Source organism: Paracidovorax valerianellae, assembly GCF_900102625.1.
In the GTDB taxonomy this organism is placed as follows: Bacteria; Pseudomonadota; Gammaproteobacteria; order Burkholderiales; family Burkholderiaceae_C; genus Paracidovorax; species Paracidovorax valerianellae.
Genome location: NZ_FMZC01000030.1, coordinates 1 through 13,611, shown reverse-complemented (window position 1 = coordinate 13,611; position 13,611 = coordinate 1). Strand labels below are relative to the sequence as shown.

The window sequence follows — 13,611 nt, the reverse complement described above, 5'->3', positions numbered from 1 at the left end:
TCGGAGGCATCGAAGGTGTGCTGCAGGTACAGCAACCCGGCGATCAGACGAGGTGGCAATGCGGGCCGGCCCCGCCAGGAAGTGAACGAGACCACGAACGTGCGCTCGATCTCGGCCCAGTCGATCAGCGCAGCCAAACGGACCAGCGGGTGCTTCATGTTGAGCTGCTCGTCCAGCCGTGGGCGAAACAACTCACCGGACTGAGGCAGCGAAGGCTTCGGACCCATGGAACTCCTCGGAGAAATTTGCAAGAAAACAGGTACTGGAACAACCATACCTTGCAAATCCTGCGCCCATCCATCAGCAGAACTACGTGTCAGATCAAGGGCTTGCAGATTGTTCAGGGCGGACTATTTACAGGGTATTCGGTCATGGACGCTTTGCGACTGCTTGTCATATTCAATAAGGCTGCTTCTCGTTGTTTCACAATGCCAGTGGAAATGACCTGTACGGTGAGGTTGTTGAAATACGCTTCGTTGTACTGGCTAAGCATTGCATTCGAGACGGTGCTACCCGCTGCAAGGACTTTGGCCGCAGCAGCTGGTGTTGTCACTGCCGCTGCTCCAGACAGTAGTGCTGCCAGCCCGCCCCACCCCACTTGCGTCTGTGACTTTGATGCGGTCAGTACGCGCAAATAGTAGGCGCACCGCTGATTGGACACGGCGATGAGATGGTCCTGCATATCGTTTCGTCGGTACTTATAGGCTTCTTGATTATCGAAAACCGCTTCTGCTACTTTTTCGGGCTCCATCAGCCCGTAAGTTTTTAGAAGTTCATCGATGTCAATGCGTTCGTATTGCTCCGCGCTACTGGTATTAGTCGCAGTGGCTTTTTTGACAACTAGTGAACCAGCCCCGCTGAGTAAATTGTCCTCTTCTGGCATGGTGTAGTTCCGCATGGAGCTACAACCAGTAACTGCAAATGCCAAGCTGGCGACTGCTGCCAATTTCGATACAAGCATGTATTTCTCCCTCGAGATGTAGTAATAAAGCGTCTTTGCGCTATGCTGCTAGCCCCATATCGGGCTAGATAGCGACCTAGGTTGTAGCAAACGTGAGCTAACTTACCGCTTGGGGTAAACGCTCAAGCGGTCAGAAAACCGAATCTCGGTTTACCCGTAATGTGTAGTTATTTACGACTTGAACCGCCTCAGCGCGCGCAGTGCGGTGCGCGGCCTTCACGCAATTCAGTCGCCCGCTGCACGGTACCAGGGTGGCTGCTCAGCAGCGACAGCAGGCCTTCGCCACCAGGTTCCACACCGGGTGAGCGGCGCGGAGCCGGCTCGGTTGCGGTTCCGCCCGTCTTGTCCTTGCCGTCGGCTGGCGTTTGGGCCTTGCCGCCCTTGCCGGCGTGTTTTTCGTCCTCATCGTGCGCGATGGCCAGCAGCAGATCGGCCATGGGTGCCGTGGGCAGGCGGGCCTGTCCCATGAGGGCGATGGCGTAGCAGTCGGCCTCGCGTTCGTGGTCGCGGCTGTAGGCCAGGCCGGTGAGCAGCGCGCCGCCGGTGGACAGCAGGCCCGACACATCCCCCAGCGCCAGTCCCAGGCCGATGTTGAGCACGCCTTGTTCGACGACCGTGCGCGTGGTGTGGCGGTGCACGACATGGCCGATTTCATGGGCGAGCACGCCGACCAACGCGTCGTCGCTCAGCCCGTTCCTGGTGGCCGCCTGGGCCAGCCCGTCGGTCATGACGACGCGGCCCCCCGGCAGCGCGAACGCGTTGGCGCCCATGCCCTGGCGAAACTCGAGTTGCAGGCGTGGCGTGTAGCCGCCGTAGCGTGCGGGCAGGCCGCGCGACTGCACGGCCAGCGCATCGAAGCGCTCGCGCAGTTGTGCCTGGCGGGCCGCGGGCAACTGGCTGGGCTTGAGCGTGCCGTCGTCCATCCGCCGCATCGCGTTGTCCGACAGCGCGGTCTCCCAGCCGATCGGCACGTGGCGCGTGAGTTGCGTGGCGGCCCAGGGCGTGCCGTAGCGGTAGAACAGCACGAGCGCGAGCACCGAAGCCAGCACCATGGTGACCAGCACCGTCCAGCGGGTCTGCATGCGCTGCGCGATGCCGGGGCGGTGGCCGGCGGATCGCATGGCGGCCTGCCAGGCATCGACCGCCTCGATCTCCAGGCTGCCGTGGTCGCGCAGGTCCACCACGACGCGCGCGGGCGGGCGGCCGGCGCTCCAGGCTTCGGGCCAATCGACGTCGCGAAAGCCGAACACCCGCGGCGGCGCGCCAGCGGGGGCGAGCGGGTGCAGGGTGAGCGTGGGCCCGCGTGCGCCGGCCGTGAGGCTGACCAGCGCGGGCTGGCCCTTGCTGCTCAGGCCGTCATACCAGCGCGCCGGCACCAGGGCCGTAGCTTCGGCGGCAGGGCCCGTGGCCGGGGGCGCTGAAAGATCGGCCATGCGGGCGCTGCGCGGCAAGCCGTCAGCCGATCAGGTCGAGCCCGGCCGCATCGGCCAGCGCATCGCCCACGCCGCCTTGCTGCTGGCGCTCCAGGCGGCCCGCCACCTGGTCCACGCCGCCCTTGATGTGCAGGGTGACCGATTCGAGCTTCATGCGGTACTCGCTCACGCGGGCGAACGGGCGGTAGAACCCGAGCGTGATCACGGTGAGCAACATGTTCTTGAGGCGCAGCCCCACGTAGCGGCCCGCGCGCAGATCGCACTTGAAGCGGGCCATGTGGCTCACGCCGATGTTGTTCCACATGAGCTGGAACATGCGCGCCTCGCGGAAGGCGCGCGCCGGCGCCGAAGCGAGCAGGAACACCACGAAGAGCAGGATGAACCCGAGCACGATGAACACGAAGAGCCACAGCCCCATGCGCTGCGTGGACGCGGCCAGCAGCGTCCACGAGCCCTTGAGCACCGCGCCGATGACGGCGCCGATCACGGCCGACGACAGCAGAAACACCGCCACGGTGGCGAGCCAGACCTTGACGAAGTCCATGTACTCCGGCTTCCAGCGGCCTGGCTCGTTGCCGATCCTCGAGCGCAGCACGAGCAGGCTGCGGTAGTTGTATTCAAGGCGGATGAAGCACAGCAGCGTGAGCACCAGGCCCAGGGCCAGCAGACCCCACATGGGCGCCGTCACTTCCGGCAGCTTGCGGCCGCTGACCTGCAACTGCGCTTCCGGCGCCAGGGCCTGCAGGCCGAAGAACACCGCCAGCCAGACAAGCGCGATGGCGAACACCGGCCAGCTGGCCTTGTACACCTCGCGCCAGTTGGCGGTGAACTGCAGGCGCAGCCCTTTCCAGCGCGTGTTGGCCAGCCGAAAGCGCATGGCGCTGCCCCAGATCAGCGGAGCGAGTGCGGCGCCGCCGATCAGGAACAGGCCCACGGTAGCGTCCTGGCCCGTGCGCACGGCGATCTGGTAGGCGGCGGTGAGGCCGAGCAGCACGACGAAGCCGAAGACCATGCGGCGCTGCTGGGCGGTGAATTCGAGGGGGCTGCCCGCCACGAGGGTGTGGCTGTAGAAATACTGTGCGGTGCGCCGCCGTGCCCAGGGCGTGTACAGGCCGAGCGTGAGAATGCCGAGCAGCACGTTCACGATCCATACGCGGAAATATTCGCCGCCGCTGCCGGTGAAGACCAGGCCGTGCGGTTCGATGCCGTGCGATGTGAAGGAAGAAGACACCTGGCTGTCGCCGGGCGGGGTGGTCAAGTCCATGGGCTGCGCTCCTCAGTGCGGCGGAGTGTAGCTCAGCCTTTTTGCGAAAGGTGAGCGACGCATCGGCCTGTAGCGCAATACCAACTTGCGCTGGCAGCTATTGTTTTGGTAGCGAATTGCCCCGCTGCGCAGCGGCGGCTTTCAAGCGCCGGACGTCAGAACTTCTCCCAGGGCTGCAGGTAGCGCCACTGGCCCTCGGGCACCTTGGCCAGCGGCACGCGGCCGATGCGGATGCGCTTGATCGCCACCACCGACAGGCCCACGGCCTCGCACATGGCCGGAATCTGCCCCGGTCGGATGCCCTTGAGCGCAAAGCGCAGGCGCGTCTCGTTCTGCCAGCTCACCTTGATGGGCGGCAGCGGGCGGCCGTTGAAGCTCAGGCCGTGGCAGAGCTTTTTGAGGCCGCTGTCCGACAGCGTGCCCTGCACCTCGACGATGCACTCCTGCTCCAGCGATTCGATGTCTTCGGCGAGCTTGCGGGCAATGCGCGCGTCTTGCGTGTACACGACCAGGCCGCTGGCCGGTGTGGGCAGCGGCGTGAAGCATTCGAGTGCGCGAAAGTGCCGCTGCAGCACGCGCGTGCCGCTGGCGTCGTCCGCCGTGTGCGAGTCCGCGCGCAGCAGGGTGAGCGCCGAGGGCTCGCCCTGGCTGCGGCTGCCGTGGCTGCCGTGGTTTCCATGGCCTGATTGCGCCCCGCCCGGGCCCTGCGGTGCGCCCAGGCCGGCCTCAAAGCCTACGGGTTTGTGCAGCAGCAGCGTGACGGGCGTGAGCTCCATCAGGTTGGCGTCCTTGTCCATCGCCACGGTCTGGTGCGGCGACACGCGGGCGCCCGGCGCTTCGACCACGCGGCCGTCCACGCTGACCCAGCCGCCCTCGATGTATTGCTCGGCCGTGCTGCGCGAGCAGCCCAGTTGTTCGGCGACGCGCTTGGCGAGGCGAATGTGTTCGCGGGTGGGATCAGACATGGGGCTCCAGAAAAAGATTCAATGCGCGGATGCGCTCGACATGGGCCAGCAGCGACCGCTGGGCCACCGGCCACAGGCGCTCGGGCACGTCGCCGTAGGCGTGGCGCACCCAGTCTTCCACGCTGCCTCGAGGCTGGGCCTGCATGGCGGCGAGCACCTTGGCCTCGCGCGCCAGGCGGTGGGCCTTCAGGCCTGCGATGGCCCCGCGCGCGTCGCCCAGCACGTAGCCGTGCGCGGGCAGGATGAAATCGACGCCGTGCTGTTCGCACAGGGCGTCGAGCCGGTCGAGCGAATCGAGGTAGTCGGCCATGTTGCCGTCCGGTGGGTCGATCACCGTGGTGCTGCCGTTCAGGATGTGGTCGCCGCTGAAAAGCAGGCCGTCTTCGACCAGCAGCAGGCACAGGTGATTGGCCGCGTGGCCGGGGGTGTGCACCACCTCCAGCGTGTGCGTGGCCTCGCCCTCGGGCGACGGACCGGCCAGCACCAGCCGCTCGCCGTGCGCCAGCGCGCGCTCGGGCACGAAGTGGCTGGCCGCGCGCGCCGTGGGGGCGGAGGGCAGTCCCAGGATGGGCGGGGCCGCGCGGCCATGGGCGGCCACCAGGGCCTGCAGCGGCTGCGCGCCGGGCGAGTGATCAGGGTGCGAATGCGTGCACACGATCATGCGGATGTCGCCGCCGGCCGCGCGCCACAGGCGCTCCAGGTGGTCCGCATCTTGGGGGCCGGGGTCGATCGCGATGAAGCCCGTGGCGGGGTCGCCCACCAGGTAGCTGTTGGTGCCGGGGCCGGTCATCACGCCGGGGTTGGGGGCGGTGAGCCGCTGCACGTTGCGCAGCAGGGGCACGGCCTGTTCGCTCTGCCAGTCGAGCGGGTGCACGATCTGGCCGTCCGGGCACACCAGCGCCAGTTCGCCGAACGGCGGCTCGTGCTCCATGTGGCGCGATTCCCTGCCTGCCAGCAGGCCGGCGCGCGGGCAACTGGTCCACAGCGGCGCCTCGTGCGCCACGGCGGCGAGGACCGCATCGGCGCTCTCGAAACGCGCCAGCCGCTCCAGCGTGCGGATGGTGGGGTAGATCATGAAGAAGCGGCCCGCGGCGTGCCGCTCCAGCGCATCGGCCGGGCGCACCCACACGGGTTCGAACTGCTCGGCCTCGTCGGCCACGGGCTCCTGCCCTTCGGGCATGCGCGCCACCAGAAATGGCACGTCGAAGCGGCGAGGCAGATCGCGGTCGGCCGTCCAGTGGGCGAGCAGGAACACGGCATCGGCCGCCAGCCGCAGCCCGCCCGCCTGGCACTGCGCGGCAAACGGCGCGTGGCGGTCCAGCGCGGCGATGTCCGCCGCATCGGCGAAGCGGCCGTCCGCGTGGCGCGCGAGCAGCACGCCCAGTTCCTCGAAGCTCTCGCGGATGGCGGCGATTGCCTGGGTCACGCGCAGGTCGCTCTGCGTGGCACGCCGGTCGGCCGCGGCATGCGTGGCGGGCGCGGCATCCAGCGCGTCGATGCCGCCACCGGGGAACACGTACGCATCCGGCGCGAAGCTGGCGTTCGGCGAGCGCCGGGTCATCAGCACTTCGAGGCGGGTGCCGCCGCCAGCCACCGGCGCATCGCGCAGCAGCAGCACCGTGGCCGCGGCGCGCGTGGCCACCGGTTCGCGGTGGGGATGGAGTTGTTGGGTCGTGCGGGGCATCGGCCGATTATCGGCAGTGGGCGCCGCCGCGTCGGCGGCTGCCGCACCGCTTCGGGATATTCCTGTCGTTTGCTATAAATTTAATAGCTATACCCCCTAGGTAATCATGCGCTGGAGGCCGATTTGGCTGCAACTGCCGCAGCGGTGGCGACCTGCCGGTGGCCGGCGGCGGCCTTGTAGTCGTGCACCCAGCGGGCGAGCACGGCCGGGTCCATCACGTCGTCGATGCGCGCGAAGCCGTCGGGCGCGCGCTCTTCCACCATGTCCAGGATCGCGTCCAGCCCCTCCTGGCGGTTCAGCGCGACGATGCGCGCCGTCGTGGGCCGGCGGGCGGCTTCGTAGTGTTCCAGCGCGGCCACGGGATCGGGTTGCGCCTGCAGCGCATCGGCCAGCGCGCGCGCGTCCAGGATCGCCTGGGTGGCGCCGTTGGAACCGATGGGGTACATCGGGTGCGCGGCATCGCCCAGCAGGGTGACGCGGCCATGGCGCCAGCGGGGCAGGGGGTCGCGGTCCACCATGGGCCATTCGAGGATCTGCGTGGCCGCGCGGATCACGCCGGGCACGTCCAGCCAGTCGAAGCGCCACGTGCCGAACGTGGGCAGCAGGTCGTCCACCGAGCCCGGCCGGCTCCAGTCGGCGCGGTCGGGGGCCTTCAGCCCGCCGCCGAAGCCGTCTTCGCGCAGGCGGCGGTCGGCGATCCAGTTGATGAGCTGCGTGCCGTCCGGCGCAGGCGGCGCGATGGGATAGACCACGAACTTCGCGCGGCGGTGGCCCGCCTGCACCATGGTGCGCCCGTCCAGGAACGGCCGCGCGACCGTGGTGCCGCGCCACATCATCATTCCGTTCCAGCAGGGTGCCCCTTCATCGGGGTAGAACTGGCGCCGCAGCGCCGAGTGGATGCCGTCGGCGCCGATCAGCAGATCGCATCGCAGCGCCTCGGTGCTGCCGTCGGCATGGGTGATGAGGGCGGTGGCGCCATCGTCGTCCTGCGTGCTGCCGGTGACCCGGGCGCCAGTGCGCAACTGCGCCGCGCCAAGCCGCCGCACCGCCTCGTCCCACAGGAACATCTGCAGTTGCCCGCGGTGCACGCTCAGCTGCGGATGGCTGTAGCCGGCGGCCACGCCGCGCCGGTCTTCGTAGATCGGCTGGCCGTGGCGGTTGGCGAAGACCAGCGCACCGGTCTCCACCCCCATGGTGCGCAGCGCGGGCAGCAGCCCCAGGCCGTCGAGCACCGCCACCGCGTGCGGCAGCAGGTTGATGCCCACGCCCAGCGGTTTCAGATGGGCGGAGGCCTCGCACACGGTGATGCGGTGGCCTTGCGCGGCCAGGGCCAGCGCCGCCGTCAGGCCGCCGATGCCGCCGCCGGCGATGACGATGTGAAGCGATGCAGAGGGCATGGTGTGTCTCCGGGTTGTCCTGCTTGACGCCAAGCGATGGCGCCGCCTATTGTTGCGCCATGCAACAAAAATCGGCACGCGCGAAAACCCTGCCTTCCACTGCCAAGGCACCCCGCCCCACTCGCCCGCCTCGCCCCCTTCACTCCGCTGTGGCGCCCGATGCGCCCGAAGGCGAGCTGCGCCATCTGCCCGGCCTCGACTACGGCGTGCTGGATCAGCTCATGGGCTATGCGCTGCGGCGCGCGCAGAACGCGCTGTACCTGCACTTTCAGCGAGCGGTTTCCTTCCAGCCCGACATGAGCCCGCAGCGCTTCGCCGCACTGGTGCTGGTGGTGGGCAACCCCGGCCTGCGCCAGGGCGTGCTGGCCGAGGCGATGGGGCTGCACCGCAGCGGCGGCATGCGGCTGGTGGACTGGCTGCACGCCCAGGGCTGGGTGCGCCGCGCGGACGACCCGCTCGATGGCCGCAGCTGGACGCTGCAACCCACGCCCGCCGGCCGCGCGGCCCTGCGGCGCCTGAGCGAAGCGGTGCAGGCGCACGACGCCGCTCTGCTGCACGCGGTGGGCGAGGGCGGCGACCGGCTGCACCCGCTGCTGGACCGCCTGGCCGAGGTGGCCCCCACCGTTCCCCCGCCGGCATGAATGAATCAGCGCGGCGTGCCTCCCCCGGCGGGTCTGGCATGCTCCGCGGTCTTTCCCCATCACCCAAAAAACCGACAAGGAGACAACGCATGACGACAATGAATCGACGCCAGGCCGGCATGGCGCTGGCAGGCCTGGCCGCCACAGGCCTGGGCGGGCCGGCAGGCGCGCAGCAGGGGGTGCCGCGCATCCTGGTGGGCTTTCCCGCGGGCGGCTCGATCGACGTGGTGGCGCGCCGCCTGGCCGAGCAGTGGCGCGGCCGCACCGGCACCACCACGGTGGTCGAGCAGAAGGTTGGCGCGGGCGGGCGCATCGCGCTGGCCACGCTCAAGGACGCGCCGCCCGACGGGCTCACGCTGGTGCTCAGCCCATCGTCCATGCTCACCATCTACCCGCACGTCTACAAGCGCCTGCAATACCGGCCGGCCACGGATTTCATCCCGGTAACGCCGGTGGCGCTGTCCACCTGCGGCTTCATGGTCGGTCCCAAGGTGCCCGAATCGGTGAAGACCCTGCGCCAGTTCGCGGATTGGACCAAGGCACGCGCCGAGCCCGAGGGCTACGCCTCGCCCGCCGCTGGCGCCATGCCGCACTTTCTGGGCAACCAGTTCGCCCGTGCGGCCGGCATCCAGCTCACGCACGTGCCGTACCGCGGGGCAGCGCCTGGCCTGCAGGACCTGATGGGTGGGCAGGTCGCCTCCGGCTGCTTCAGCGTGGGCGACTGCCTGCCGCACCTGCCCAGCGGCCGGGTGCGCGTGCTGGGCGTGACGGACACGCGGCGCTCGCGCTTCCTGCCCGAGGTCGCCACGTTCGAGGAACAGGGCTTCGCCGGTATCCACGGTGTCGAGAGCTATGGGCTGTACCTGCCCGCCAAGACGCCGGCCGCACAGGTCGAACGCCTGGGCGCGCTGGCGCAGCAGGCGATCCGCGACCCGTCCATCATCGAATCGCTGGCCAAGCTGGGCTTCGAGCCCGTCGGCAGCACGCCGGAGGAGTTTGCGCGCCAGCTCGCGCAAGAGCGGGAGCGCTGGGCGCCGGTGGTGGCGGCTTCGGGCTTCACGTCCGAGGAATAGCGGCCGCCTGATCGGTGGCTGGCCCGGTCAGTCCCAGACCGGCGCCAGGCCTTGCGGATCGACCAGCCGGCCGCCGCGCTCCAGGGCGGCGATGCGCTGCATCTGCGCGTCCGTCAGGCGCAGTTGCACCGCTTTCAGGTTGCCCTGCAGGTTCACCCGTTTCGTGGAGGACGGAATCACCGCATGGCCCTGCTGCAGGGCCCAGGCCAGCGCCACCTGCGCCGGCGTGGCGTCGCATTCGGCGGCGATCGCCTGGATCACGGGGTCCTCCAGCACCTTGCCGTAGGCCAGCGTCATGTACGACGTGGTGTGGATGCCCTGGCTGCGCGCGAAGTCCACCACCGCGCGGTTCTGCAAGTACGGGTGCAGCTCGATCTGGTTTGTCGCGATGCGGTTTGCACCCACGGCGGCGATGGCTTCGCGCAGCAGCGCGATGTTGAAGTTGGACACCCCGAAAGCCCGCGTCAGCCCTTGCGCCTGCGCATCGACCAGCGCCCCCAGCGATTGCGCCACCGGCACCGCGCCGCCGGGCGATGGCCAGTGGATCAGCGTGAGGTCCACCCGGTCGGTGCGCAGCTTGGCCAGGCTTTCTTTCAGGCTGGGGACGAGCCGGTCGGCCGCGAGGTGGTCGGTCCAGATCTTGGTGGTGATGAACAGCTCATCGCGCGGCACGCCGCTCTCGGCGATGGCCTGGCCGACCTCGGCTTCGTTGCCGTAGATCTGGGCGGTATCGATGTGGCGGTAGCCCAGTTCCAGCGCCGTCTTGACCGAGTCGATGACGACCTGGTCTTTCAGGCGAAACGTGCCCAGGCCGAAAGCGGGAACGGAAGGGGCGGCGGTGGCTGAGGGGCTGGTGATCGTCGTCATGGAAATCTCCTGAAGTAATGAGGGCGGGGATGGGATGTAAGACCGGTGCTGTGCGATCAGCGAAGGCCTGCGCAGCGCCATCCACGAGAGCGATGGCAAAGGCACTTTGTTGAGAGAACCCCGAGTCTGCGGGTTTATCCTTTGCAGAAAAACACCTCCATGCTCCATAGATATTTGCGCCACAGTCAACAATGAAACCGCCTGAAAACCGCGCATGAAAACCACCCTCGAGGAATTGCAGGCCTTCGCTGCCGTGGTGGACGGCGGCTCCATCACTGCCGCAGCCGAGCATCTGGGCCAGACCGTCTCGGGCATCAGCCGGGCGCTGGCGCGGCTGGAGAAAAAGCTGGAAACCACGATGCTGCGCCGTACCACGCGCCGCATCGAGCTCACCGAAGAAGGCAGCGCCTTTCTCGCCCGCACCCGCGCCATCCTGGCCGCGCTCGACGACGCCGAAGAGCACATGGCGGCGCGCCGCCTGCAGCCTGCGGGGCGCCTGCGCGTGAATGCCGCCACGCCGTTCATGCTGCACGCCGTGGTACCCCTGGTGCCCGAGTTCCGCCGCGCCTATCCACAGATCACGCTGGAGCTGGACACCGACGAGCTGAACATCGACCTGCTGGCACGCCACACCGACGTGGCGATCCGCATCGGCCCGCTGCGCGATTCCACACTGCATGCGCGGCCGCTCGCTACCAGCCGGCTGCGCGTGCTGGCCAGCCCGGCGTATCTGGCCGAACACGGGCGCCCGAAAACGGTGGCGGCCCTCGGCCGCCACACGCTGCTGGGGTTTTCGCAGGTCGAGTCGCTCAACCGCTGGCCGCTGCGCGGCGCGCACGGCGACGAGTGGCCCGTCACCCCAGCCATCGTGGCCTCCAGCGGCGAGACGCTGCGCCAGCTCGCCCTGCGCGGCGCGGGCATCGTGTGCCTGTCAGATTTCCTGACCGCTGGCGACCGCGAGCGCGGCGATCTGGTTCAGATCCTGCCAAAAGACACGGCCGACGTGCGCCAGCCGATCAGCGCGGTGTACTACCGCAACACGCAACTGGCCGCGCGCATCGCGTGTTTTCTGGATTTTCTGCAGGGGCGGTTGCAGGCGTTTTGAAGGCTGTGCCGGGTGACTCAGGCCGCTTTGCCTGAGCCCCTCGGCCACTCGCCCGACACGGGCCATCCAGCGGTTGGTCAGCGCTGGGAATGGGGCACCCTCCTCGCGCACAGGCCGCGGCACGGATGTCAAGATCACATGGTCGGGGCGCACACAAGCGTGCGCAAATGAGGGGGAGCCGATGCCTCACGCCGGAACATGGCAGACCACCGTGCGTTGCAGGGATAGCCCCCGTTCCGTCTCTGCCCGAGTGCGGAAGCCCTTGAACTGAATGGGCATAAAGAGGTTCTTTTGCCGCTCCGTCAGGATGGCTTTGTCCTGGGTTCCTGCAAGAAAAAGTGCCTTGACGAGGGGCTCGTCGCGCTGCACCTTCAACCGTTCTTCTGGCGTGAGCGCGCATCGGTTGGCAGGCGCTGCGTCGAATTCGAAAATGATTGCGGAGACTACGATGCGGCTCAGATGGCCGGGTGCAATGGCGGCCGCAGCATTAAATCCTGACCAGCAGCCAAAGAAACTGGCAAACGATAGTAGAAAAATGCCCACTTTGCGTTGGGCCATCCGAACGCGAATCCGTTCTGAACGTCGGCGATAGAGCCGAAGCGAGAAAAGCAGACGGAATGTGCTGATTTCTTTCTCACGCAGGTGTACCCCTTTTTTCGGCAGCATCGATAAAACAAAGGAAAACTCAAAAATCAATGCGGTGAATGAAAGGGCCAACGCCATGGCAAACAGGAGAAAAAAGCTTGTCGCGGCAAAATGGGCCATTGGGACGTTGGCCGCGCTGATCTCCAGTATTTCTCCGATCCATAAGGCGGCATACCCCTTCGACAGATAGAGCATTGGGATGGGTATCGCCAGAAGACCGATCTTGAAAAAGGCGTCTTCCCAAAGCTGACGCAAGAAAGGCAATTTCACAAGCAGCGATAAGGTCAACGCAGAAACGAAAAACGCGTAACCCAAAAGTAGCAATGTGATCCAAATGATATCTAGGGGGATAAAGAGGAAATAAAAAAGAATTGCTATTGCAAACGCATGCATGAAGACGGTAGTCCAAATGCGCGCGACCGATAATGTGTGAAGTTGATTGGTGAAGGAAGTAAGCAATTTTCTCATTGTCATGGTTTTATTTCTCCAAAGCGTTTGCGACCAGGAATGCGTTGATGAAGATATACGCGACGACAAGAAGTGGAAGACCGAAGACAGCAATGGCCAGAAGTTTCATGAATATGTGAGCGGGGCTCGCTGGACGGCTGAATGACGCGAATCGATGTATTTGCGTTACGCAGTACCCAACAGGCGGCGTCGTAGCGGTAGTTCCGGGGGCGAGAAGGGCGGAGGTTTTTCAGTGCTAGCGCCGGGGAGGTGATTGCCTTCATTGCTCCCGTATTGATAGCAGATGACGCGACCCCAGGCATCGTGCGTGAAGCGTTCGTGCAGCCCGCCCGGGTGTTCGATGGCCAGCAGATCGCCGCTGTCCGGGGCGTAGCGGTAGCGGGCCAAGACTATTTGTATGTATTTTTTTTAAAGCGAACGTATGAAGGAATGCCGTACTGTGAATAATTAATAAAAATACAAAAAAATAGGAAGGCGAGATATGAAGGCGCAAATCCTGGGAGCCTTTCCTGAAATGTTAGTGTTATTGTTGGTATGCTGATAATTATAAGGTAGTATATAAAAACCTTCCAATAAAAATTAAATGCTGAAATCGTAGAATGGGCTTGTTTGCGGCTGATTGTCAGAAGATGGGTGAAGGTGGCAAAAGTGCAAATTAATATACACAAATGCAATATGCCAATTGCAGTTTGGAAGAAAATTGGCAAATTATTTTTTAAGTTTATTGAATAATAATTTGCCAGCCAAAAGTATGCAATCAAAAAACCATGGAGAAAAATAAGAAATGCGCGTATATTTTTCATCATTTTTCGCAGCTACAGGATAAGCCTTTAATGGTTTCATTAACTGACGAACCAGCGAGTACACCAAAACTCCAGGCGCCACTTACGGCTGCACCCTGCATCGCTGATGTTCGTACAGCATTGGTAAGTAGTCCGGGAGTTCTGACCTGTTGAATAAGGCCATAGCCAGTCGATGGTGCCTTGCAGGTTGATGAGCGCCAGCGGCGTACCTAGTCCGCCCTGAACAATCTGCAAGCCCTTGATCTGACACGTAGTTCTGCTGATGGATGGGCGCAGGATTTGCAAGGTATGGTTGTTCCAGTACC

General features: G+C 65.6%; 13 protein-coding genes. 3 read left to right on the top strand and 10 right to left on the bottom strand.

The window, feature by feature from the left end; genetic code table 11:
• The 7 genes from BLT03_RS23390 to BLT03_RS23365 all read right to left on the bottom strand — a co-directional run.
• Positions 1 to 227: transposase (locus tag BLT03_RS23390; RefSeq protein ID WP_491907764.1), on the bottom strand; the 227-nt coding region annotated here is incomplete at its 3' end.
• 113 nt (positions 228 to 340) lie between these two features.
• A complete protein-coding gene (locus BLT03_RS24265; protein ID WP_139160524.1) occupies positions 341 to 961 on the bottom strand; it encodes a hypothetical protein in 621 nt (206 codons plus the stop codon).
• A 188-nt stretch (positions 962 to 1,149) separates the two neighbouring features.
• A complete protein-coding gene (locus BLT03_RS23385) occupies positions 1,150 to 2,394 on the bottom strand; it encodes a M48 family metallopeptidase (protein ID WP_092746177.1) in 1,245 nt (414 codons plus the stop codon).
• A gap of 22 nt (positions 2,395 to 2,416) precedes the next feature.
• A complete protein-coding gene (locus tag BLT03_RS23380; protein ID WP_092746176.1) occupies positions 2,417 to 3,658 on the bottom strand; it encodes a YjgN family protein in 1,242 nt (413 codons plus the stop codon).
• Between the two features lie 155 nt (positions 3,659 to 3,813).
• Positions 3,814 to 4,623, bottom strand: coding sequence for an rRNA pseudouridine synthase (locus BLT03_RS23375; RefSeq protein WP_092746175.1), 810 nt, complete (start codon positions 4,621 to 4,623; stop codon positions 3,814 to 3,816).
• The gene (locus BLT03_RS23370; RefSeq protein ID WP_092746174.1) at positions 4,616 to 6,307 is read right to left on the bottom strand and encodes an MBL fold metallo-hydrolase; all 1,692 of its coding nucleotides are present in this window, start codon (positions 6,305 to 6,307) and stop codon (positions 4,616 to 4,618) included. The genes BLT03_RS23375 and BLT03_RS23370 overlap by 8 nt, the downstream gene beginning before the upstream one ends.
• 104 nt (positions 6,308 to 6,411) lie before the next feature.
• Positions 6,412 to 7,704 (bottom strand): flavin-dependent oxidoreductase, encoded by a 1,293-nt coding sequence (locus BLT03_RS23365; RefSeq protein WP_092746173.1) that lies wholly within the window; start codon positions 7,702 to 7,704, stop codon positions 6,412 to 6,414.
• A gap of 59 nt (positions 7,705 to 7,763) precedes the next feature.
• Between BLT03_RS23365 and BLT03_RS23360 the strand changes: the two genes are divergently transcribed.
• Positions 7,764 to 8,345, top strand: a complete 582-nt coding sequence (locus tag BLT03_RS23360; protein WP_092746172.1) for a MarR family winged helix-turn-helix transcriptional regulator — start codon at positions 7,764 to 7,766, stop codon at positions 8,343 to 8,345.
• 89 nt (positions 8,346 to 8,434) lie between these two features.
• Complete coding sequence (locus BLT03_RS23355; protein WP_092746171.1) at positions 8,435 to 9,418, top strand: Bug family tripartite tricarboxylate transporter substrate binding protein; 984 nt, start codon at positions 8,435 to 8,437, stop codon at positions 9,416 to 9,418.
• A 27-nt stretch (positions 9,419 to 9,445) separates the two neighbouring features.
• On the opposite strand, the gene dkgB is transcribed toward BLT03_RS23355, so the two are convergent.
• Positions 9,446 to 10,285, bottom strand: coding sequence for a 2,5-didehydrogluconate reductase DkgB (gene dkgB / locus BLT03_RS23350; RefSeq protein ID WP_092746170.1), 840 nt, complete (start codon positions 10,283 to 10,285; stop codon positions 9,446 to 9,448).
• A 214-nt stretch (positions 10,286 to 10,499) separates the two neighbouring features.
• On the opposite strand from dkgB, the gene BLT03_RS23345 reads away from it, so the two are divergent.
• A complete protein-coding gene (locus BLT03_RS23345) occupies positions 10,500 to 11,390 on the top strand; it encodes a LysR substrate-binding domain-containing protein (RefSeq protein ID WP_092746169.1) in 891 nt (296 codons plus the stop codon).
• Between the two features lie 186 nt (positions 11,391 to 11,576).
• Here the strand turns inward: BLT03_RS23345 and BLT03_RS23340 are convergent, their stop codons facing one another.
• Together BLT03_RS23340 and BLT03_RS24735 are read right to left on the bottom strand one after the other, a co-directional pair.
• Positions 11,577 to 12,509 carry a hypothetical protein gene (locus tag BLT03_RS23340; RefSeq protein WP_092746168.1) on the bottom strand — a complete coding sequence of 311 codons (933 nt, stop codon included), beginning with the start codon at positions 12,507 to 12,509 and terminating at the stop codon, positions 11,577 to 11,579.
• 836 nt (positions 12,510 to 13,345) lie between these two features.
• Positions 13,346 to 13,611 (bottom strand): hypothetical protein (locus tag BLT03_RS24735; protein WP_217640200.1); only part of this gene is annotated, 266 nt, incomplete at its 5' end.